A 19,704-nucleotide genomic window follows, 5' to 3' on the forward strand; every position below is an offset into this window, starting at 1 on the left:
GCGCTTCGGCGCGGTTTCAAGCGTGATCGTGATGGATTATTCGATGCTGTTCTGGGCCACGCTCTATGGCTGGCTGATCTGGGACCGGTTCCCGCCATTTTCGACCTGGCTCGGGGCACCGCTGATCATCGGTGCAGGACTGGTGATTGCCTGGCGCGAACACCGCCTGCACCGCGAACGGTCCACTTCGCCTGTAGCAGCTTGACGGAACCCGAAAGCTGGACAATCGTTGCAATCGTAATTCTGGAAGGAGCTAGGAAATGCTTCGCAAACTTGTTTTGACACTGGGAATTGGCGCGCTGGCGCTCTCGGCAGCAGCATGCAACACCGTGAAGGGTCTTGGCAGTGACATCCAATCCGTCGGCCAGGCTGGCGAGGACGCGATCAACGACTGACCGTTGACCTTCAGCCCTTGCGGTAGACCAAGAGGAGATTGTTGGCCGGCATTTCGACGCGCCGCGTGCGGGCAAGTCCGTTTGCCCGCGCGAGCCGGTCGATATCCTCGATCCGCCTGATGCCCCATGCGGGATTTCGCCGCCGCAAACCCAAATCGAATTCGACATTCGAAGGTGCGGTCTCGACCGCGTCTTCGAGATAGGGCCCGTAAAGCATCAGCGGCGCACCGCCTTCCAACAGCCGTGCGGCCCCGGCGAACAGGCCCTCGCTCGCGGTCCAGGGGCTGATATGGACCATGTTGATGCACAGCATCGCATCGGCCCGATCGACCGGCCAGGCCGTCAGCGAAGCATCGAGTTCGATCGGCGGCAGGACGTTTCGTAGCCCCGCCTCGCTCCGCCAGGCCTCGATCGAAGCCAGCGCCTCACTGTTGGGGTCGCTCGGCTGCCATTGCAGCTGTCCGAACCGCCGTGCGAAGAAGACAGCGTGCTCGCCCGTCCCGCTGGCGATCTCGAGCACCAGGCCGGTCCTTGGCAGTTCTTCGGCCAGGACCAACGCGATCGGCTCACGATTGCGCGCGACGGCAGGCGCTTCCTGCCGCACCGCCCCGGCCTGGCCCATGCGAAACGAACCCGGATCAAAACCAGCGGCGGACATCGGCCTTATAGCTCAGATAGTCGCCGCCGAACTTGGCTTCGAGATAGCGCTCTTCCCTTGCGATAACCTGCGTCCGGATGACCCAGATGACAACCGGGAACAGCGCCAGCGCCGCGGGACTGGCAAGCCCCAGCGCCAATCCGAGATAGGCGAGCGCCATGCCGAGATACATCGGGTTGCGGGTCACCCGGTAAATGCCCCGGCGGACGATCGTACTGCTCGTTTTCCACGGTTCGGGATCGGTCCCCGCCTGGCGAAAGCGGAACAGCGCGGCCGCGACCACCAGCAGCCCCAGCGTGACCAGGATGGCCACCGCCGCAATCCGGACCGGCTGGCCGAGCGGCAGCGAGAAGCCGGCCAAACGGTCGGCCAGCTTGCCCAGCAGCAGGAAGCCCAGATAGACGAATGGCGGCGGAAAGCCGACTTTGGCACTGTCCTCGTCGGCCTTGAGAATACCGGTCATCAGTCCTTCCCTTCGAAGCGCCTGGCGGCAAAGACCAGGCTGTCGTGCTCGTGCACGAAGCGACCGACCGCCTTCTCCTTCGCAAGGCCAAGAATAGCATCGATCAAGGTCAAGATCGCGATCGAACGGAACCGCCGTCGATGACCGCGGAGAAAGGGATCGATCAGCGGTGCGAACAGGATCCCCATGCGCTCGAGATGGCGCATATCGCCCTGCCGGCGGCCGCGCAGCAGGCCGGGCCGCAATATATCGAGCCGCGTGAAGCGGAGCTTAATCAGCGATTTTTCGACTTCGCCCTTCACCCGCAGATAAAGGTTCTTCGAAAGCGGGTTTGCCCCGGCGGAGGAAACAAAGATGAAGTGCCTCACACCCGATTCCCGGGCCGCCTTCGCGACGCTCATTACCAGTCTTTCGTCGGTTTCGCGAAAGGTTGCCTCGTCCTTCCCGGCCTTTTCCCAGGTCGTCCCGAGGGCACAGACAATCACGTCGAAATTCATCTGGGAGATGACCTCCGGCCATTGCGCGGGATCCGCGAGCCGCAGTTCCATCCGTGCGCCCTTGGGCAGCTTCACTTCCCGCCGGGCAATCGCCACGAGCCGGAAATCGTCGCGCCCGACCAGCGCTTCCATGAGCGCGCGTCCGGTCAGCCCGGTCGAACCGACAAGCCCGACGCGCAAGGGATCAGCCAAGGGAAGGCTCAGACATTCGAGAGCCCCTCAGGGATCTTGCCGAAAATCTTCAGGTGCTGGTCGATCGCGAACTTGTCGGTCATGCCGGCGATGAAATCGGCGATATGGCGGCTGCGGTCGGGTTCGTCCGCGGGCAACGATTCGGCCCAGCCCTCGTTCATCAGCGCTGGGTCCTGCGAATAGGCGGCGAACAGCTTGGCGACCACGTCGCGCGCGCGTTCGGCGGTCGCGACCTGCTCGGGATGGAAATAGAGCCGGTCATACATGAAGCGCTTCAATTCCCGCTCGTGCCCGGCCAACTCGGGCGAAAATGACACAAGACTCCGGCCCGCCTGGCGCACCTCGTCGAGCGAAGCGATCCCCTTGAGGTTTGCGCGCGTCGCCTTGAGCATATCGTTGACCATCAACCCGATCTGGCTGCGGATCAGTTCGCGCAATTGCCGCTCGCGGATCGCGCCGGGAAAGCGCCGCTCGACCGCGCGCCACTGGTCGGCGAGGAAATCGAGCGTCAGGAGGTCGTCGAGCTCAAGAAAGCCCGCGCGCAGCCCGTCGTCGATATCGTGATTGTCATAGGCGATGTCGTCGGAAATGGCGGCGACCTGCGCTTCGAGCGAAGGCCAGTGGGGCAGGTCGAGTGGATATTCGGCGTCGATCTCGGCCAGCGCCCAACCCGGCTTCGGCACCGGCCCATTATGCTTGGCCAGCCCTTCGAGCACTTCCCAGCTGAGATTGAGCCCGTCATGCTCGCAATAGGTGCCTTCGAGCCGCATCACGATGCGCAGCGACTGGGCATTGTGGTCGAACCCGCCATGCCGCTGCATCGCACCATGGAGCGCGACCTCGCCCGCGTGGCCGAACGGCGGATGGCCGATGTCGTGCGCTAAACAGATCGCCTCGGTCAGGTCCTCGTCGAGATCGAGCGCGCGGGCGAGCACGCGCGCGATCTGCGCTACCTCGAGGCTGTGCGTCAGCCGAACCCGGTAGTGGTCGCCGTCGGGGGCGATGAACACCTGGGTCTTGTGGCGCAACCGACGGAAAGCAATCGAGTGAATGATCCGGTCGCGATCGCGCTGGAATTCGCTTCTCGGGCCGCGAAGTTCCACCCGCTGCTGCGGGAATTCGCGCCCGCGCGATTGCGCGGGGTCACTGGCGTAAGGCGCGCGGTCCATGCGGGCGCCGCCCTAGGACGTGCGCTGCTGGATGGCAATGATGTGCACGGCAATTGCCCCCTCAGAGCGCCTTGACGATTTCCTCGACCATCTTCTTGGCGTCGCCAAGGAGCATCATCGTCTGGTCCATGTAGAACACGTCGTTGTCGACCCCGGCATAACCGACCCCGCCCATGCTGCGCTTGATGAAGAAGATCGTCTTGGCCTTGTCGACCTCGAATACCGGCATGCCGTAGATCGGGCTGGACTTGTCGGTCTTGGCGGCGGGATTCACCACGTCGTTCGCGCCGATGATGAAGGCGACGTCGCATTGCGAGAATTCGGAATTGATGTCTTCGAGCTCGAACACTTCGTCATAGGGTACGTTCGCTTCGGCCAGGAGCACGTTCATATGCCCGGGCATGCGCCCCGCGACCGGATGGATCGCGTATTTGACGTTGACGCCCTCTTCCTTGAGCTTGTCTGCCATCTCGCGCAGCACATGCTGGGCCTGGGCGACCGCCATGCCGTAGCCGGGAATGACAATGACATTGGCCGCTTCCTTGAGCAGGAAAGCCGCATCCTCGGCGCTGCCGCGCTTCCACGGGCGGTCGCTCCTGGCTTCGCCCGCGCCGCTGCCGCTTTCGGCGCCGAATCCGCCCGCGATCACGCTGATGAAGCTGCGGTTCATCGCCCGGCACATGATGTAGGAGAGGATCGCGCCCGACGAACCGACCAGTGCCCCGGTGATGATCATCGCGGTGTTGTGGAGGGTGAAGCCCATCGCCGCCGCGGCCCAGCCCGAATAGGAGTTGAGCATCGAAACGACGACCGGCATGTCGGCCCCGCCGATCGGGATGATCAGCAGGAAACCGATCGCAAAGGCGGCGAGCGTGATCGCCCAGAACACCCAGCCTTCGCCCGGCCCGGCGAGCGGCGAGAGCGCGTAATAGGCGGTGAGCGCCAGGATCGCGACCAGCGTCCCGAGATTGATGACATGGCGTGCCGGCAACAGGATCGGCGCGCCACTCATGTTCCCGTTGAGCTTGGCGAAGGCGATCACCGAACCGGAGAAGGTGATCGCACCGATCGCGGTGCCGAGCGCCATTTCGACCCGGCTGACGGCGAGAATATTGCCGTCCGTCCCGAGGATATCGAACGCCCCCGGGTTCATGAACGCCGCGACCGCGACCAGCACCGCCGCCAACCCGACCAGAGAGTGGAACGCCGCGACCAGCTGCGGCATCGCGGTCATCGCGATCCGCTGGGCGATTGTGAAGCCGACGATCCCGCCGAGAAACATGGCGATGCCGATCTCGGGCAATGTCGCGAGTTCGTGCGTGACCAGGGTCGTCCCGACCGCGATCAGCATGCCGAACATGCCGAAACGGTTGCCCGCGCGGCTCGATGCGGGGGAAGAGAGCCCCCTCAGGGCAAGGATGAAACAGATGCCCGCGACGAGATAGGCCAGCGCAACCCACGGATCGACCGCATGGGCGACCTCTTCGACCGGGCCGAAGGCGATGTCGGGCATAACGATATCGTTGGGCGCGGGTTCGATCACGACTTGCCCCCGTCGGCTGCCGGCATGGGCCCTTCGGCCTTGCTCGGGACAGGCTTGTCCTTCTTCTTGTACATCGCCAGCATCCGCTCGGTCACCGCGAAGCCGCCGAAGATGTTGACGCTCGCGAGCGCAATTCCGACCAGGCCGAGCCATTTGGCCGCGGGGCTGCCGGCCTCGGCCGCGGCAATCAGCGCGCCGACGATGATCACGCTGGAAATCGCGTTGGTCACCGCCATCAGCGGCGTGTGCAGCGCGGGCGTGACCGACCAGACCACGTAATAGCCCACGAAACAGGCCAGCACGAAGATCGAGAGGATGGTTATGAAGTCCATAAGATGCTCCTACGATCCTCCCCCATCGGGGGAGGTGGCAGCCGCGTCAGCGGCTGACGGAGGGGGCATGGCCTTGCAGGCCGCGAGGATCGCTTCCGCGGTTTCTTCGGGATCGCGCAGAACATCGGTCGCGGGGATGCGCAGAACCCGAAAACCGGCCGCATGCAATGCCGCGTTGCGCCTTGCATCGCGGGCGGGACGGTTGCCCATGTCGTGGGCGATGCCGTCGACTTCGATCACCGACTTGACGCTGTCGCAGTAGAAGTCGAACACGCAGTTGCCGTAGGGGTGTTGCTTTCGGAACTTCATTCCTTGCGGCTTGCCGCGCAGCAAGCGCCACAGCAGCACTTCGGGAAGCGACATTTCCTTGCGCAGCTTTTTGGCATTGCGCAGTGATTCCGGCGTGTGATCGCGCATCAGCGGCGCCCCCTCCACCACCGCCGCTTCGCGGCGGCGGTCCCCCTCCCCCGATGGGGGAGGATCTGGATTAGCCCCGCCCTCACTGCAGCCTCTCGTTGACGACCTTGCCGCCCTGGGTCAGCCGCACGGCATTGCCGATCTCCTCGTCGAGCACCGGCGCTTTCTTTTCCGCGTCCCAGAAAGCCGAGAGGAAATTGTAGAGATTGCGCGCATAGAGCGCCGAGGCATCCGCCGCGAGATGCGCGGCGGTGTTCGAAAAGCCCATGATCTTCACCCCATGCCGTTCGACCACCTGGTCGGGCACCGAGCCTTCGACATTGCCGCCCTGCGCCACCGCCAGGTCGAATATGACGCTGCCGGGCTTCATCGTCGCGATCTGCGCGTCGGAGACCAGGCGCGGCGCAGCGCGACCGGGGATCAGCGCGGTGGTGATGACGATATCCTGCCTGGCGATATGGCTCGAAACCAGCTCGGCCTGTTTGGCCTTCTGCGCGTCGGTCAGCTCGGCTGCGTAGCCGCCCTCGCCCGCGGCCGAGAGCTCCTCGTCGAAGATCGGCTTGGCGCCGAGGCTGGTGATCTGCTCGGCGGTTTCGGGCCGGACGTCGGTCGCCGAGACCTGCGCGCCGAGCCGCCTGGCCGTGGCAATCGCCTGCAGGCCCGCCACGCCGACCCCCATCACGAAGCAGCGCGCCGCCGTCACGGTGCCGGCCGCGGTCATCATCATCGGGAAGGCGCGGCCGTATGCGTCGGCCGCCGCGATCACCGCCTTGTAGCCGGCGAGGTTCGACTGGCTCGAGAGCACGTCCATCGATTGCGCGCGGGTGATGCGCGGCATGAATTCCATCGCCAGCGCTTCGATCCCGGCGGCGGCATAGGCATCGACCCGCGACCGCTGTCCGAACGGATCGAGGATCGCCACGAGCCACGCTCCCGGCTTCGCGCCCGCCAGCAGCGCCGGATCGGGGCCCTGGACCCCGAACACGATATCGGCATCCTTGATGATCGCCGCGAGCGGGCCGACCTCGGCGCCGGCCTCGCGATAGGCCGCATCGGAGACGGACGCGCTTGCACCCGCGCCCTCCTCGACCGCCAGCGTCGCGCCCAGGGCGCCGAATTTCCTGACGGTTTCGGGCGTCGCCGAAACCCGCGTTTCGCCAGCAGCTCGCTCTTTCAAAACCGCGATCCGCATGGCCTCTTCCCCCTTTAGTCGCAGATCAGTTGGAGATCTGGACGATGACGAAGATCGTGACGATCGCGATTATGGGCATTGTCCATTTGAGCAAGGTCATGAATGCCGAATAGGTCTTTTCATGCGCCTGCATGTCGTTTCCAGATGCCATGGATGAGTTCCCCGGAGAATCTTGAGTGCTGAATTTGCCCAAGGTCTAGCGATCCTTTGAGACCGGCTCAAGAGCCCCGATTTGCTGCAGCGCAGCGCCGGTAGGGCGCAAACAGCCTTAATCAGCTCTTTACCCGCACCCGCTAAATATCCCCCACGTACCAATAAGGGACATTCGGGGATCATGGCCGAGCCGGAACAGCGCCTCCTGATGCTGATCGACGATGAGCCGGCGCAAAGCCGGCTGATCACCGCGCTCGCCTCGCGCGAAGGCTGGCGCACCCTGGTCGTCAATGACAGCGAGACCGCGATCGCCACGCTCGGCACCCGCGAAGGGATGAAGCTCGATGCGATCATCCTCGATCAATGGGTTCCGGGCGACGATGCCTGCAATCTCATCGCCGAGCTCAAGAGCCGCCGGCCATCGCTGCCGGTGCTGATGCTCACCACCAGCGCCAGCCCGCTGCTTGCGGTCGAAGCGATGCGCGCCGGAGCGACCGACTACCTCGTCAAGCCGGTCGCGCCCGACCGGCTGATGCACGCGCTCAGGAGCGCGACCAGGCGCGAGACCCCGCATGACGAACTCCAGCCGCTCGCCGAGAAGATCCCCGACAAGCTCGATTTCGATTCGATGGTCGGGACTTCGCCTGCGTTCCGCACTGCATTGGCCAAGGCGGCCAAGGCCGCGCGCGGCCATGGCTACCTGCTGATCGAAGGCGAAAGCGGCACTGGCAAGGAAATGCTGGTGCGCGCGATCCATTCGGCCTCTCCACGCGCCAAGGCGCCCTTCCGGATCATCAATGTCGGGGGGGTTCCGGCTGCTTCGCTCGAATCCCTCCTGTTCGGACATGAGAAAGGCGCCTTCGCCGGGGCTTTCGACCGCCAGATCGGCGCGATGCAGCATTGCGACACCGGGACGCTGGTGCTCGACGAAATCGACCGCCTGCCCGACCCGCTGCAGGACCGGCTGGTCGAAGCAATTGCCAATGGCATGGTACGCCCGGTCGGCGCGCAGCATTCTTTCCGGATCGATCTCAGGCTGATCGCCGCCAGCAACTACCCGCTCAATGACCTGGTCGAGGCGGGCGCGTTCAGCAAGGAATTGCACGACGCCCTTTCCGTCACGCGGATCGTCCTGCCGCCGCTGCGCGAACGCGGCAGCGATATCGCCGGGCTGACGCGATATTTCCTCGGCAAGATTGCCGATCAGCCGGGGCTGCGTTCGCTGGGAATCACCGACGGGGCACTCAAGCTGCTTTCCGCCTATGACTGGCCCGGCAATGTCCGACAGCTCCAGGCGGTGCTGTTCCGCGCGGCGGTGTTCTGCGATGGCGATGCCTTGACCGCGGAAGACTTTCCGCAGCTGCTCGAATTGATCGGCGAACTGGAAAACGCGGTCGAGACACTGAGCCACGAAGGCGTCGGGATCGAGCTTTATACCGAAGACGGGAACCTGCGGCCGCTCGAAGACATTGAAGCCGACGTGATCCGGCTCGCCATCGGCCATTACCGCGGGCGCATGACCGAAGTCGCCCGCCGGCTCGGGATCGGCCGCTCTACGCTTTACCGCAAGCTCAACGATCTCGGGATCGGCGACGCGGCCTAGACCTGCATCGGCCGGACCTCGGTCGCTTGCGAGAACACCACCTGCCAGCGCCCGTCGCGCTTCTCGTAATAGTCGGTGTGGTAATAGCTGGCTTCAGGCAGGACATGGTCGCCCAGCCGTACCGACAACCGCGCGCGATAGCGCACCGCACCGCAATCGCCATTGCGGGATTCAAGAATCGGGCCGTCGGGATCCCAGTGCAAATAGCGAAACTCGCCGCGCCGCATCGGCCCGAGATAATCCTCCTTCGAATGCGGCACGCCGAACGGATTGATCAACTGGAAATCATCCGCGTGCAGCAAGTCGACCGTGTCCCAATCGCCCTCGACGAATGCCTTCAGCCTGCTCCGCTCGATTGCTGCGAGTTCCCCTTCACCTTCGACCGCCATGCTGCACTCCTTGCGCTGTTCCGCGAGCCGGACTACATCCAACCCGTCCACGGGAGAAGTCCGATGATCAAGGGTAGGCGCTGAGCGCGGCAAGCTTTTGCAGGGACAGGCAGTCACCTGTCCGGATGATCACGAATTTCCAAAGGACACATCATGCAGGGATTTGAAGGCAAGACCGCGCTCGTCACCGGTGCGGCATCGGGCATCGGCGCGGCCTGCGCGCGCTGGCTCGACGCGCAGGGCATCGAACAACTCTATCTGGTCGATCTCGACCGCGCCGGCTTGGCCGGCCTCGACCTTTCGTGCGCGGCAGAGCGGATCGCGGGCGATGTCGCCGATCCGGACTTCTGGCGCGAGCTCGAAGGCGGCATCGACCGGCTCGACCATGCGGTGATCAATGCCGGGATTGCCGGGGGCGGCCCCTTGGTCGAGCAGCAGTTCGAACAATGGCGCAAGATCATGTCGGTCAACCTCGATGGCGCGTTCCTCACCCTCGCCACTGCCTTGCGCCTGATCGCCAGGGGCGGATGCGGCGGCAGCATCGTGATGCTGTCCTCGGTCACGGCACTGAAGCCGATGGCCGGCACCAGCGCCTACGCGACAAGCAAGGCCGGCATCGCGCATCTCGCAAGGATCGCCGCGCTCGAAAGCGCCAGTGCCGGGATTCGCGTCAATGCAGTCGCGCCCGGCGGGGTCGACACCCCGATCTGGGACAAGCAGGAATGGTTCGGCGATGTGGTTACGGCGCTCGGCTCGCGCGAAGCAGCGATGGAATCGATGGCGAAGGACAGCGTGCCCTCAGGTCGCTTTGCCAGTGCGGATGAGATTGCCGGGGCGATCGGCTTCCTGCTGTCGGATGCAGCCGCCAATATCACCGGCGTGGTGTTGTCGAGCGACGGCGGAAGCGCGCTCTAGCTCGGCAGGTAGGCGGTCCGCTCTTCCTCGATCACGATCGGCGGCATCGGCGCGAACGGAATCATCGGCTGGAGCTCGTATTGCATCGTGATCCGGCCGAAGGCCGCTCCGTTGGCCGTGCCGCGCACGAATTGCAGCTCGGTGATTCCGTCGACATTGACGCCCGCCATTCCGGCCCGCGTTTCGTTGAGGACCTGCGTCTCCGTCGCGTCGGGATAGACCTTGGCGTAGCGGATGCCGTCGCCGATGGCATTGCGCATCGCGCCATTGGCGTGCATCACCTGGCCGATCTGCAAAATCCCGACCATGAACGACACCAGCACCGGCGCGGCGATGACGAACTCGACCGTCGAATTGGCTGCCTGGTCCTGCCAAAGCCTTTTCAGCATCACTGGATCCTCACGATACTATCGCCCTGGACCCTGATGCTCGATGGCAGGGCCGTCGATCCGATCACGGCGGACAGGGCCGCCCAGTCGAACATCGTTTCGACATTATCGTCGATTTCTACCGAAACGTAGCGCGCCCGCACCTCGCCCGCGACACAGGTGAGCGCGAAATCGACCCGCACTCCATCGCATTCGAGATAGATATCGACCGTCACTTGGCTGGTCGGCACACCGGCCGCGCTGGCTGCCTCGGCCTGGAGGTAAGTGCCGTCGTTGCCGTTGGGCCGGACCGCCAGCGCATAGTCGGTCGTGCGCTGGGCCGCCTGTTCCAGGTCGATCTTGGCCGCCGCCATGCGCGAGGCATCGACCGTACCGAGCAGCAACAGGAGTAGCACCGGCAAGGCGATGCCAAGCTCCATGATGCCGGTGCCGCGCTCCTCCGAAGCAAGGCGACGAAGCAAGGTCTTGAGCGGGAACATGCGCATGATCGCTATTCCACCACCCTGATGCGGCGGTCCCTGAGGTCGAGATCGTCGATCGTGCTCGGGCAATTGTTCCCGATATTGGCATCGCCGGTGAAGCTGACGCGATAGGAGACAATCAGCAGGCAGTCGGCCGTGCCGTTGGAATTGCCCGTGAAATTGACGTCGCCATTGGGCATGTAGACGATCCCGTTGAACTGCGTCCCCGATCCGCCAGCCAGGGTATTGTTCTGGTTGTTCGCGGTCGGATCCTGATAGATCAGCATGTCGTACCAGGTGGCGTCTTCGGCCTGGGTCGGAGCGCGCAGGTCGAGATCGGCGCCGCCGGCAATGCTGACGGAGGCAACGGTGCTGGGCGAGTTGCCCGTGAGTACGAAGGTCACGCCATGACCAATCACCGTCGCCTGGGCATTGATCACCAGGTTCCCGCCGTCGATGATGTAGACGCCGGGATTGAGCGTCGCGGTGCCGCGAATCCTCAGCCCCCCGCAATAGCGGCCCGGATTGAGCGTAACCGTAGAGCTCGGGCTCACGCTGTAATTGTTATAGGTGCAGGCCGCAGGCGTGGATGGCACGCTCAGCCCGCGATCCGCGATCGGGTCGTTGAGCGGTTGGGCATAGGTCAGCAGTGCCGTGCCAGCAGGCGTATTGTTGCCGCCCTGGTGGATCCCGCCGACCGAACTGAGCGGATTGGCTTCGAGCCAGGCGGTACCGTCGAGATAAATCCCCTGTTCGCTCCACGAATTGGCCGCGACTCCGCAACCCAGCACGACATTGGGGTTACCGACCGTCTGGACCCCGACCCCGGCCGGCGCGAGCGAGATCACGCAATGCTCGTCGCCTTCGATGCTGGTTGCTACTGCGCGTGCGCGAATGGTCGGCGCGACGGTGAGGAACAGGCTGGAGAACGGCAATTGCCTGCTGGTGGTCGCAACCACCTCGACCGCCGAATTGCTTCCGGCATAGGCGCCGACGGCCGGCGGATTGGCCAGCCGCTCGATTGTCACGGTGGTGTTAGCGTTGCGGTTGAGCTCGCTGGTGGCAGCGGTCGAATAATCTTCGCCCTGGTAGAGATTGAGTGCGCCAGCCAGCGCGCTCGAATCCACGGCCTGCTGCAACTGGCGCTGCCACAGATACCATTGCACGGTGTCGACACCCAGCCCGGCGCCGCCCACAAGCGCGGCAATCCCCGTTGCGCCCAGCAACAGGGTATTCCCACGCTTGTCGCGCCTCAGTCTTGCAAGGAAGTTCCTCAAGGCTTTGGCCCCCTTTGCATCGATTTGCGGGAGTTAGGCCATCCGGCGCCATAACAATTGTGTGCCAAGGATAGTTTACGCGATTGCAAGCATTTGCGGGAGGCCGCGCATTAACCAGATTGCTTCGCAATTCGCCGGACAGCCCCTGCCCGGCCAGTGCACGAAGGGATGGTTAATGCCGCCGCAGTGATCGCAGCCTGTTAAGATCAGGTAGAAACCCGTAAAAATTTCAGGCGGTTGGAAGATCGGAAAAGTCCGTAAGCGCCGAATCGCGCAATCCCCGCCAGACATTCCTCGCCTGGACAGTCTCCGGAACCTCATGCACCCGCAGCACCTGGACCCCGGCATCCATTCCCCTGAGGGCCAGTGCGAGCGATCCGCCCAGCCTCTGGTGGGCCGGCGCCTCGTTCGAAAGTGCGCCGATCATGCGCTTGCGGCTGGCGCCGAGGAGCAAGGGCTGGCCCAGCGCATGGAACAGCGGCAATGCGTTCATCAGCGCGAGGTTGTCCTGCAGCGACTTGCCGAAGCCGATCCCCGGATCGAGCAGGATATGGTCGCGGTCGATCCCCGCGTCGATTGCCCGGTCGCGTGCGGCGGCGAGCCAGTCGAACACCTCGAACACCACATTGCCGTAATTGCCGTCGGCATGGAGGTCGTCGCCATCCCCCGGCGCATGCATGAGGATCACCGGCATATTTGCATTGGCCGCCAGTTCGATGCTGCGCGGATCGTGCCGCAGGGCCGAAACATCGTTGATAATGTGCGCGCCGGATTCGATCGCGGCCTCCATCACCGCCGGGCGCCTGGTGTCGACACTGATCGCAGCCCCCATCAGGGCAACCGCCTCGATCGCCGGGATCACGCGCTTGAGCTCGTCGCCTTCCCAGACCGCGGCAGCGCCCGGACGCGTGCTCTCGCCGCCGATGTCGATGATCGCCGCCCCGCCTTCGAGCATCGCGGCGGCATGGTCGGCGGCGACCTGCGGATCGTCGAGGAATTGACCGCCGTCGGAAAAGGAATCGGGCGTGACATTGAGGATGCCCATCACCTGCGGCTGGTCGAACCGGATGGTGCGCTCGCCGCATTGGAGCGGTAAATGCTGCTTCTGGAGATTGGCCCACTGCTCGCGGCCGGTGGCTTCGAGGCCGTCGGGCAATTGCCCCAGCGCGCGATCCATTCCGCGCGCGCTCACCCGGTCGTTCGAGACGACCTTGCCGCCTTCCGCGACAACCAGGGCGAAACCGTGCGCATAGACCAGCCCGCCAGCCAGCCGGATCGCGTCGCCATCGACACCTTGCGGATTGGAAACGAGGCCGGTGGGGCGGATGTAGAGTTTGGCCATCAGTCCTCAATGGCGAGGTGATATTGCTGGCGCAAGGCATCGAGCGGCCTGATGTCGCCGTCCTGCTCCAGGTGCCAGAAAGTCCAGCCGTTGCAGCTCGGCGCGCTCTGGAGAACCTTGCCGACATGGTGGATCGAGCCTTCCTCCTTGCCGGAAATGACCGAACCGTCGGCCCGGACCTTGGCGGTCCAGCGGCGCTTCCGGTCGAAAATTTCGGTGCCGGGAGCGATCATTCCCGCCTCGACCAGCGATCCGAAGGCGACCCGGGGCTGGCCCTTTCGGCTCTGCATGGTCTGGAGCGCGCTTTCGTCGAGCGGCAGCGCCATCTCGATCCGCTCGAGCGCCGCCTCGCGATAAGCGCTCTCGCGCTCGCAGCCGATCCATTCGCGGCCGAGCCGCTTGGCGACCGCGCCGGTGGTGCCGGTGCCGAAGAAGGGATCGAGCACGACATCGCCCTTCTCGGTCGTCGCGAGCATCACCCGGTACAGCAGCGCTTCGGGCTTCTGCGTCGGGTGGACCTTGTGGCCGCCGCGCTTGAGCCGCTCCTGGCCGCTGCAAATCGGCAGCACCCAGTCCGAACGCATCTGGAGCTCGTCGTTGAGCGTCTTCATCGCGCGATAGTTGAAATGGTATCTGGCCTTCTCGCCCTGGCTCGCCCAGATCAGCGTCTCATGCGCGTTGGTGAAACGGGTGCCGCGGAAATTGGGCATCGGGTTCGACTTGCGCCAGACGATGTCGTTGAGGATCCAGAAGCCGAGATCCTGCATTAACGCGCCGACCCGGAAGATGTTGTGATAGGAGCCGATCACCCATAGCGACCCGTCGGGCTTGAGCACCCGCCGGGCTTCGGTGAGCCAGTCGCGGGTGAAATTGTCATAGACCGTGAAACTGTCGAACCGGTCCCAATCGTCGGTCACCGCATCGACATGGCTCCCATCGGGCCGGTTCAGGTCTCCGCCAAGCTGGAGATTGTAGGGAGGGTCCGCGAAGACCAGGTCGACCGAATTGTCGGGCAGGCCCCGCATCGCTTCCACGCAATCGCCGGCAAGGATCTGGCCGAGCGGCAGATCCTGCCGGATGGCAGCGCTACTTTGGCCCGCGCGGAGCGGCTTTTCGACCAGAACGTTCACACCAATTCCCCCTACTTATCCACAGGGTGAGTCCGCAGGAGTCCCGCGTCAACCCATTATTCCTCGCACAACATGGTTAACGGGCCGCTAACCATGATTGACGCGGCGCGGAACGAAACGAGTCCTCCACTGCATCTGGCCCCCGATTGCGATTGCGGGACTCGATATCTTGTGGTGTGGCCTGAAAGACTCGCATCGCCATAGAGAGGGAATTGCATGGCATTGAAGGTAATCGGCGCCGGGCTTGGCCGCACGGCGACATTCACGATGAAGTTCGCGCTGGAGCACATTGGATTCGGTCCGTGCTACCATATGTCGGAAGTATTCGCGGCGGCGCGGCGCAATGTCCCGCTGTGGCTCGATGTGGCCGAGGGCAAGCCCGATTGGGACACGGTTTTCGACGGTTTCCAGTCGACCACCGATTACCCTGCTTGCACCTATTGGCGCGAACTGGCGGACTATTACCCCGAAGCAAAGGTGCTGCTGACCGTGCGCGATGCCAACAGCTGGTTCGATTCGGTCAGCGAAACGATCTTTTCCGAGCGGATGCAAGGATCGCTTCGCGGGACGCCGCAGGAAAAGATGATGCAAGGCACCGTCTATGCGCCGTTCGGCGACCGGATGACCGACCGCGCCTTCATGACCGAGTGGTTCGAGAAGCGGAACCAGGAAGTAATCGACACCATCCCGGCGGAAAGATTGCTGGTCTTCCATCCGAAGCAAGGCTGGGGGCCGTTATGCGAATTCCTCGACGTTCCGGTCCCGCCGGAGCCGTTCCCGCGGGTCAATAGCCGGGACGAGTTGGGAGAGGCTGCGGATGAACAGGGCGGATTGCCGCCCGACCCGGAAACAATGGAAATGTTCGCTCGCGCCTATATCGACCAGCTCAAGGCCAAGGCGTTCGCGGGATGACTTCGGACGGCGCCCGGACTTCCTCGACCCCGGTTGCCGCCTAGAACAGCTCCATCTGCGCCACCGGGGCAAAGCTCTTGCGGTGCAGCGGGGTCGGTCCGTGGAGCCGCAGCGCCTCGATGTGCTCGGGCGAGCCATACCCCTTGTTGCGCTCCCAGCCGAACACGGGGTGCTCCTTGGCGGCTTCGATCATCAGCCGGTCGCGATATTCCTTGGCGACAATCGAGGCCGCTGAGATGCACGGTTCGATCCCGTCGCCGCCGACAATCGCCTGCGCCGGCCAGCGCCAATTCGAGCAACGGCCTGCCGGAGTCATGTTGCCGTCGACGAGGATCTCGGCCGGCTGCTCGCCGAGAGCATCGCACAGGCGGGCCATCGCTTCGCTCATAGCCAGCATGGTCGCTTGCAGGATGTTGATCCGGTCGATTACCTGCACGTCGACGATACCGATTCCATAGGCGCAGGTGGCGCGGATCTGCCGGTCAAGCTGCGCCCGCCGGTTTGCCGGCAGCTTCTTGGAATCGTCTAGCCCCTGAGGACAAGGCTTGCACAAAACCACTGCGGCGGCCACTACCGGGCCTGCCAGCGGGCCGCGACCGGCTTCGTCGACTCCGGCGATCAGGTGTTCGCGCCCGAGGCTGCAACAGAATTGGGAATGAGGAACCGCCGACACCATGACCATCAGTTTTCGCCTTGCCGCCATTATTGCCCCGACCGCGATCTCGGTCGCAAGCTGCGGGGCTGCTCAAACGGGGGATAGTTCGGGCAATTCGGCCAATTCCACCGGGCCGTTCGAAATCGAAGAGGTTGCCAAATTCGACCAGCCCTGGGCCATGGCGTTCGAGCCCGGCACCGGAAATATCTTCGTCACCGAAAAGGGCGGCGGGTTGATGATGGTGACCCAAACGGGCGAGGTCAGCGAGGTCGGTGGAGCGCCGCAAGTTGCCGCGGGCGGACAAGGCGGCCTTGGCGACATCGTGTTCGCGCCCGATTACGCGACCAGCCGGACCGTCTACCTCACCTGGGCGCAAGCCGATGAAGGCAACAGCCGCAGGCTGGTCCTGGGCCGCGGGAGAATGGCCTGCGAAGGCGGCTGCGCGGTCGAAGGACTTCAAGTCATCTGGCGGCAGGAACCGGCGATCGCGAGTTTTGGCCATTTCTCGGGCCGGATCGCCTTCTCGCCCGATGGCGAATATCTCTTCCTGACCAGCGGAGATCGCATGCAGGAGGACCCAGCGCAGGATGTCACCAACAACCTGGGCAGCGTAGTCCGGTTGCTGCCCGATGGCTCGCCCGCCCCCGGCAACCCGTTTGCGGGCCAGGGCGGCGTTGCCGACCAGGTCTGGTCCTACGGCCATCGCAACCTGCTGGGGCTGGCCTTCGACAGCAATGGCCAGTTGTGGGATCTCGAGCATGGCCCGCGCGGCGGCGACGAGATCAACCTGGTCGAACCGGGAAAGAATTATGGCTGGCCGCTGGTATCGGATGGCGACGAGTATAGTGGCGATCCTATCCCCCGTCACGCTACAAGGCCGGACTTGCAGGCACCGGCGATCAGCTGGAACCCGGTGATCGCACCAGGTGACTTCATATTCTATTCCGGATCGCTGTTCCCCGAATGGCGCGGCGAAGCTCTGATCGCGGCCATGGGCGATGTCCGGGCCGTGGTTCGGGTATCGTTCGACGGCGAAAAGGCCACCGAGGAGGCGCGTTATCCGATGGGCACGCGCCTCCGCGAGATCGAGCAGGGACCCGATGGAGCGATCTGGGTACTCGCCGACGGTGCCGATGGGCGCTTGATGAAGCTCACTCCGGCAAACTGACCGGGGCCAGCTTTCGATTGCACGGTGCCGCGCATGCCACTATCGGCGCGCGGCCCATGGAAGACGCTGCCGCCACCTTGATTCCGCTCGCCCAGGTCGAGCCCGAGCTGATCGAGCAAGTGCTCGATCGCGCCTTCGGAGCGGATCGCCATGAACGCACGGCCTACAAGGTGCGCGACGGCATGGATTGGCTCCCCGCCCTGTCCTTTGCCGCGCTCGACGATTGCGATCTGCTGGTGGGCACGATCCAGGCCTGGCCGATCGGACTGACCGATGACGAAGGCCGCCAGCATCCGATGCTGATGGTCGGCCCGGTCGCGGTCATTCCCGAACGCCAGGGGGAAGGCTTCGGCAAGGCCTTGATGCTCGCCATGATCGCCGCGCTCGACGAACTGGCGAAACAGGGGCGCGCGCCCTTGCCACAGGTGCTGATCGGCGACGCGGACTATTACGGGCGGTTCTTCGGTTTCCACGCCGGTCCGACGGCCGGGTGGAACCTGCCGGGACCCTACGAAAAAGAGCGTCTCCTCGTGCGCTGCGACAATCCCGCCATTCTCCCCAGGCACGGCATGCTCGGCCCTTGGCGCGACCCCTTGGCGAATTAGGGGAGTTCTGGCAGGGCAGCGCCATGGCAAGCCTGCTCGATCGGCTGACGCGGATTTTCGACGAAGGGCACGGCAGCGAGCTGCCGCGGCTCAGGACCGATGCCGCCTTCGCCCCGCCGGGCGAAATCAGGCCGGCCGCCGTCATGATCGGGGTGACCGACCGCCCCGAACCGGGCGTGTTGCTGACGCATCGTCCGCTCGAAATGCGCGAGCATGCCGGCCAGGTGGCCTTCCCCGGGGGCAAGATCGATCCGGGTGAGGATGCGATCGCCGCCGCGCTTCGTGAGACGCATGAGGAATTAGGAATAACTCCTTCATATATAAATATTATTGGTTCTTCTGATCGGTTCATCACCGGAACCGGTTTCGAGATCACGCCGGTGCTCGGGCTATTGCCGCCCGATATCGAGGTGATACCCAATCCACGGGAGGTCTCGGGCTGGTTCGAAGCGCCGCTGCGCTACATCCTCGATCCGGCCAATCGCGAGTACAAAAAAACCATGTATCGCGGTAGGTTACGGTCCTATACGGAAATCGTCTGGGAAGGTCACAGGATCTGGGGCGTGACCGCGGCAATCATCGAAAACCTGTCGCACCGGCTCGCCTGGGAAGGCCTCGTCGATGGTTGATACCCTTCCTCCCGCGCCCTGGACGAAGCGCGCCGACCTTGCCGGACTGGTTGCCGCCCTGGGAAAGGACAATGCCCGCTGGGTGGGCGGCGCCGTGCGCGACACCTTGCTGGGCCAACCGGTGAAAGACATCGATTGCGCCACTCCGCTCGAACCGCTCGAAGTCATCCGCCGCCTGACCATGGCCGGTATCAGATCGGTGCCGACCGGGATCGACCACGGCACCGTGACGGCAGTCCTGCCCGAAGGCCCCGTCGAAATCACCACCCTGCGCCGCGACGTCAGCACCGATGGCCGGCGCGCGACGGTGAAATACGCCACCGACTGGCAGGAAGATGCCGCCCGGCGCGATTTCACCATCAACGCCCTGTATGTCGATCCCTCGACGCTCGAAATCTTCGACTATTTCGGCGGGATCGGCGATCTCGACCGGCGGCTGGTGCGGTTCATCGGCGATGCGCGCGATCGGATCCGCGAGGATCACCTGCGAATCCTGCGCTATTATCGCTTCCAGGCCCGTTTCGGGGCGATGCTCGATGGCGAGGCGGAAGAAGCCTGCGCCGAGCTTGCGCCCACCCTCAAGGGTCTAAGCCGCGAACGGGTCGCTGCCGAACTGCTCAACCTGCTTGCCTTGCCGGAACCACTGGAGACGATCGCCCGGATGCATGAGCGCGGCGTGCTCCATGCCGTGCTTCCCGAAACCACGCGCGGCCACCTTGCCGCGTTGTCGCGCCTGATCGCTTCCGAGCAATCATCCGCAACGCCGCCCGATCCGATCCGGCGGCTGGCAGCCTTGCTCCCGCCCTCGCCGCCGGTCGCGCTCGAAGTGGCGGCGCGTCTGAGGCTTTCGAAGAGCCAGCGGGTTCGTTTGGCTACCGCAGCGGGGCGCCATGCGGCCGACAGTAACAACCCGCTTGCCCTAGCCTATCGCGAAGGGAAGGTGAGCGCGATCGACCGCTTGCTGATCGAAGGAAAATCGATTGACGCGCTGCAAGGCTGGGATGTCCCGACCCTGCCGCTCAAGGGCGGCGAGATCGTCGAACGCGGCATAAGCGAGGGACCAGCGGTCGCCCGCATCCTGCGCGAGGTCGAAACCCGGTGGCTGGAGGAAGGCTTCCCGCCACGGGGGCGGGTCCTCGAAATCCTCGAACAATTCCTCGCTGACTCGTGGCCAACATCGGATTAACCGAGGCTTCACCGGCAAGGTCCTGGGTATTG

At 64.2% G+C, this 19,704-nt stretch carries 24 protein-coding genes and 1 pseudogene; 9 read left to right on the top strand and 16 right to left on the bottom strand.

Annotation, left to right across the window (positions count from 1 at the left end; all coding sequences use genetic code 11):
• Together AC16XC_RS09090 and AC16XC_RS09095 are read left to right on the top strand one after the other, a co-directional pair.
• Positions 1-205: pseudogene (locus AC16XC_RS09090) on the top strand (EamA/RhaT family transporter); the annotation flags it as partial.
• A 55-nt stretch (positions 206-260) separates the two neighbouring features.
• The gene (locus tag AC16XC_RS09095; protein WP_484034332.1) at positions 261-395 is read left to right on the top strand and encodes an entericidin A/B family lipoprotein; all 135 of its coding nucleotides are present in this window, start codon (positions 261-263) and stop codon (positions 393-395) included.
• Between the two features lie 10 nt (positions 396-405).
• Here AC16XC_RS09095 and AC16XC_RS09100 read toward each other — a convergent pair whose 3' ends face one another.
• The 9 genes from AC16XC_RS09100 to AC16XC_RS09140 all read right to left on the bottom strand — a co-directional run bounded on the left by AC16XC_RS09100 (position 406) and on the right by AC16XC_RS09140 (position 7,009).
• On the bottom strand, positions 406-1,017 hold the full coding sequence (locus tag AC16XC_RS09100; protein WP_484034333.1) for a DUF938 domain-containing protein: 612 nt from the start codon (positions 1,015-1,017) through the stop codon (positions 406-408).
• Between the two features lie 16 nt (positions 1,018-1,033).
• Complete coding sequence (locus AC16XC_RS09105; protein ID WP_484034334.1) at positions 1,034-1,516, bottom strand: methyltransferase family protein; 483 nt, start codon at positions 1,514-1,516, stop codon at positions 1,034-1,036.
• A complete protein-coding gene (locus AC16XC_RS09110) occupies positions 1,516-2,205 on the bottom strand; it encodes an NAD(P)H-binding protein (RefSeq protein WP_484034335.1) in 690 nt (229 codons plus the stop codon). Before AC16XC_RS09110 ends, AC16XC_RS09105 begins: the two co-directional genes overlap by 1 nt.
• Before the next feature lie 8 nt (positions 2,206-2,213).
• Positions 2,214-3,374, bottom strand: coding sequence for a deoxyguanosinetriphosphate triphosphohydrolase (locus AC16XC_RS09115; protein ID WP_484034336.1), 1,161 nt, complete (start codon positions 3,372-3,374; stop codon positions 2,214-2,216).
• A gap of 61 nt (positions 3,375-3,435) precedes the next feature.
• Positions 3,436-4,887: an NAD(P)(+) transhydrogenase (Re/Si-specific) subunit beta gene (locus AC16XC_RS09120; RefSeq protein WP_484034364.1), complete on the bottom strand. Its 1,452-nt coding sequence runs from the start codon at positions 4,885-4,887 to the stop codon at positions 3,436-3,438.
• A gap of 26 nt (positions 4,888-4,913) precedes the next feature.
• A complete protein-coding gene (locus AC16XC_RS09125; RefSeq protein WP_484034337.1) occupies positions 4,914-5,249 on the bottom strand; it encodes an NAD(P) transhydrogenase subunit alpha part 2 in 336 nt (111 codons plus the stop codon).
• Positions 5,250-5,258: 9 nt separating this feature from the next.
• On the bottom strand, positions 5,259-5,666 hold the full coding sequence (locus tag AC16XC_RS09130) for an endonuclease domain-containing protein (RefSeq protein WP_484034338.1): 408 nt from the start codon (positions 5,664-5,666) through the stop codon (positions 5,259-5,261).
• Between the two features lie 82 nt (positions 5,667-5,748).
• Complete coding sequence (locus AC16XC_RS09135) at positions 5,749-6,858, bottom strand: NAD(P) transhydrogenase subunit alpha (protein ID WP_484034339.1); 1,110 nt, start codon at positions 6,856-6,858, stop codon at positions 5,749-5,751.
• A 25-nt stretch (positions 6,859-6,883) separates the two neighbouring features.
• The gene (locus AC16XC_RS09140) at positions 6,884-7,009 is read right to left on the bottom strand and encodes an aa3-type cytochrome c oxidase subunit IV (RefSeq protein ID WP_484034340.1); all 126 of its coding nucleotides are present in this window, start codon (positions 7,007-7,009) and stop codon (positions 6,884-6,886) included.
• 183 nt (positions 7,010-7,192) lie between these two features.
• Here AC16XC_RS09140 and AC16XC_RS09145 point away from each other — a divergent pair, with 183 nt between their 5' ends.
• Positions 7,193-8,614: a sigma-54-dependent transcriptional regulator gene (locus tag AC16XC_RS09145; protein WP_484034341.1), complete on the top strand. Its 1,422-nt coding sequence runs from the start codon at positions 7,193-7,195 to the stop codon at positions 8,612-8,614.
• On the opposite strand, the gene AC16XC_RS09150 is transcribed toward AC16XC_RS09145, so the two are convergent.
• On the bottom strand, positions 8,611-9,003 hold the full coding sequence (locus AC16XC_RS09150) for a nuclear transport factor 2 family protein (RefSeq protein WP_484034342.1): 393 nt from the start codon (positions 9,001-9,003) through the stop codon (positions 8,611-8,613). The two genes, AC16XC_RS09145 and AC16XC_RS09150, sit on opposite strands and share 4 nt — an antisense overlap.
• A gap of 153 nt (positions 9,004-9,156) precedes the next feature.
• On the opposite strand from AC16XC_RS09150, the gene AC16XC_RS09155 reads away from it, so the two are divergent.
• Positions 9,157-9,918, top strand: coding sequence for an SDR family NAD(P)-dependent oxidoreductase (locus tag AC16XC_RS09155; RefSeq protein WP_484034343.1), 762 nt, complete (start codon positions 9,157-9,159; stop codon positions 9,916-9,918).
• Here AC16XC_RS09155 and AC16XC_RS09160 read toward each other — a convergent pair.
• The 5 genes from AC16XC_RS09160 to AC16XC_RS09180 form a co-directional block, all read right to left on the bottom strand.
• Complete coding sequence (locus AC16XC_RS09160; protein ID WP_484034344.1) at positions 9,915-10,307, bottom strand: TadE/TadG family type IV pilus assembly protein; 393 nt, start codon at positions 10,305-10,307, stop codon at positions 9,915-9,917. The genes AC16XC_RS09155 and AC16XC_RS09160 overlap by 4 nt on opposite strands.
• On the bottom strand, positions 10,307-10,792 hold the full coding sequence (locus tag AC16XC_RS09165) for a TadE/TadG family type IV pilus assembly protein (protein ID WP_484034345.1): 486 nt from the start codon (positions 10,790-10,792) through the stop codon (positions 10,307-10,309). The genes AC16XC_RS09160 and AC16XC_RS09165 overlap by 1 nt, the downstream gene beginning before the upstream one ends.
• Before the next feature lie 5 nt (positions 10,793-10,797).
• On the bottom strand, positions 10,798-11,994 hold the full coding sequence (locus AC16XC_RS09170; protein WP_484034346.1) for a pilus assembly protein TadG-related protein: 1,197 nt from the start codon (positions 11,992-11,994) through the stop codon (positions 10,798-10,800).
• 280 nt (positions 11,995-12,274) lie between these two features.
• Complete coding sequence (gene folP, locus AC16XC_RS09175; protein ID WP_484034365.1) at positions 12,275-13,390, bottom strand: dihydropteroate synthase; 1,116 nt, start codon at positions 13,388-13,390, stop codon at positions 12,275-12,277.
• Positions 13,387-14,508 (bottom strand): DNA methyltransferase, encoded by a 1,122-nt coding sequence (locus tag AC16XC_RS09180; RefSeq protein WP_484034366.1) that lies wholly within the window; start codon positions 14,506-14,508, stop codon positions 13,387-13,389. Before AC16XC_RS09180 ends, folP begins: the two co-directional genes overlap by 4 nt.
• Positions 14,509-14,733: 225 nt before the next feature.
• Between AC16XC_RS09180 and AC16XC_RS09185 the strand changes: the two genes are divergently transcribed.
• Positions 14,734-15,429, top strand: a complete 696-nt coding sequence (locus AC16XC_RS09185; protein ID WP_484034347.1) for a sulfotransferase family protein — start codon at positions 14,734-14,736, stop codon at positions 15,427-15,429.
• A gap of 40 nt (positions 15,430-15,469) precedes the next feature.
• Here AC16XC_RS09185 and AC16XC_RS09190 read toward each other — a convergent pair whose 3' ends face one another.
• Entirely contained in the window at positions 15,470-16,105 is a 636-nt protein-coding gene (locus AC16XC_RS09190; protein WP_484034367.1) for a ribonuclease HII, read from the bottom strand.
• Here AC16XC_RS09190 and AC16XC_RS09195 point away from each other — a divergent pair.
• The 4 genes from AC16XC_RS09195 to AC16XC_RS09210 are packed head-to-tail and all read left to right on the top strand — an operon-like array spanning position 16,104 to position 19,672.
• The gene (locus AC16XC_RS09195) at positions 16,104-17,252 is read left to right on the top strand and encodes a PQQ-dependent sugar dehydrogenase (protein WP_484034348.1); all 1,149 of its coding nucleotides are present in this window, start codon (positions 16,104-16,106) and stop codon (positions 17,250-17,252) included. The genes AC16XC_RS09190 and AC16XC_RS09195 overlap by 2 nt on opposite strands.
• A gap of 56 nt (positions 17,253-17,308) precedes the next feature.
• Complete coding sequence (locus AC16XC_RS09200) at positions 17,309-17,857, top strand: GNAT family N-acetyltransferase (protein ID WP_484034349.1); 549 nt, start codon at positions 17,309-17,311, stop codon at positions 17,855-17,857.
• Between the two features lie 23 nt (positions 17,858-17,880).
• Entirely contained in the window at positions 17,881-18,486 is a 606-nt protein-coding gene (locus tag AC16XC_RS09205) for a CoA pyrophosphatase (protein WP_484034350.1), read from the top strand.
• Positions 18,479-19,672: a CCA tRNA nucleotidyltransferase gene (locus tag AC16XC_RS09210; RefSeq protein ID WP_484034351.1), complete on the top strand. Its 1,194-nt coding sequence runs from the start codon at positions 18,479-18,481 to the stop codon at positions 19,670-19,672. The genes AC16XC_RS09205 and AC16XC_RS09210 overlap by 8 nt, the downstream gene beginning before the upstream one ends.
• Positions 19,673-19,704 lie beyond the last annotated feature (32 nt).

Source organism: Candidatus Andeanibacterium sp. (genome assembly GCF_057143545.1).

Bases quoted from the DNA above. Each gene is read 5' to 3' on its own strand.
- AC16XC_RS09120 (WP_484034364.1), bottom strand. From the start codon at position 4,887: ATGCCCGACATCGCCTTCGGCCCGGTCGAAGAGGTCGCCCATGCGGTC.
- AC16XC_RS09155 (WP_484034343.1), top strand. From the start codon at position 9,157: ATGCAGGGATTTGAAGGCAAGACCGCGCTCGTCACCGGTGCGGCATCG.
- AC16XC_RS09200 (WP_484034349.1), top strand. From the start codon at position 17,309: ATGGAAGACGCTGCCGCCACCTTGATTCCGCTCGCCCAGGTCGAGCCC.
- AC16XC_RS09160 (WP_484034344.1), bottom strand. From the start codon at position 10,307: ATGCTGAAAAGGCTTTGGCAGGACCAGGCAGCCAATTCGACGGTCGAG.
- AC16XC_RS09210 (WP_484034351.1), top strand. From the start codon at position 18,479: ATGGTTGATACCCTTCCTCCCGCGCCCTGGACGAAGCGCGCCGACCTT.
- AC16XC_RS09205 (WP_484034350.1), top strand. From the start codon at position 17,881: ATGGCAAGCCTGCTCGATCGGCTGACGCGGATTTTCGACGAAGGGCAC.
- AC16XC_RS09125 (WP_484034337.1), bottom strand. From the start codon at position 5,249: ATGGACTTCATAACCATCCTCTCGATCTTCGTGCTGGCCTGTTTCGTG.
- AC16XC_RS09145 (WP_484034341.1), top strand. From the start codon at position 7,193: ATGGCCGAGCCGGAACAGCGCCTCCTGATGCTGATCGACGATGAGCCG.
- AC16XC_RS09165 (WP_484034345.1), bottom strand. From the start codon at position 10,792: ATGCGCATGTTCCCGCTCAAGACCTTGCTTCGTCGCCTTGCTTCGGAG.
- AC16XC_RS09150 (WP_484034342.1), bottom strand. From the start codon at position 9,003: ATGGCGGTCGAAGGTGAAGGGGAACTCGCAGCAATCGAGCGGAGCAGG.
- AC16XC_RS09115 (WP_484034336.1), bottom strand. From the start codon at position 3,374: ATGGACCGCGCGCCTTACGCCAGTGACCCCGCGCAATCGCGCGGGCGC.
- AC16XC_RS09135 (WP_484034339.1), bottom strand. From the start codon at position 6,858: ATGCGGATCGCGGTTTTGAAAGAGCGAGCTGCTGGCGAAACGCGGGTT.
- AC16XC_RS09185 (WP_484034347.1), top strand. From the start codon at position 14,734: ATGGCATTGAAGGTAATCGGCGCCGGGCTTGGCCGCACGGCGACATTC.
- AC16XC_RS09100 (WP_484034333.1), bottom strand. From the start codon at position 1,017: ATGGGCCAGGCCGGGGCGGTGCGGCAGGAAGCGCCTGCCGTCGCGCGC.
- AC16XC_RS09190 (WP_484034367.1), bottom strand. From the start codon at position 16,105: ATGGTGTCGGCGGTTCCTCATTCCCAATTCTGTTGCAGCCTCGGGCGC.
- AC16XC_RS09105 (WP_484034334.1), bottom strand. From the start codon at position 1,516: ATGACCGGTATTCTCAAGGCCGACGAGGACAGTGCCAAAGTCGGCTTT.
- AC16XC_RS09140 (WP_484034340.1), bottom strand. From the start codon at position 7,009: ATGGCATCTGGAAACGACATGCAGGCGCATGAAAAGACCTATTCGGCA.
- AC16XC_RS09095 (WP_484034332.1), top strand. From the start codon at position 261: ATGCTTCGCAAACTTGTTTTGACACTGGGAATTGGCGCGCTGGCGCTC.
- AC16XC_RS09195 (WP_484034348.1), top strand. From the start codon at position 16,104: ATGACCATCAGTTTTCGCCTTGCCGCCATTATTGCCCCGACCGCGATC.
- AC16XC_RS09130 (WP_484034338.1), bottom strand. From the start codon at position 5,666: ATGCGCGATCACACGCCGGAATCACTGCGCAATGCCAAAAAGCTGCGC.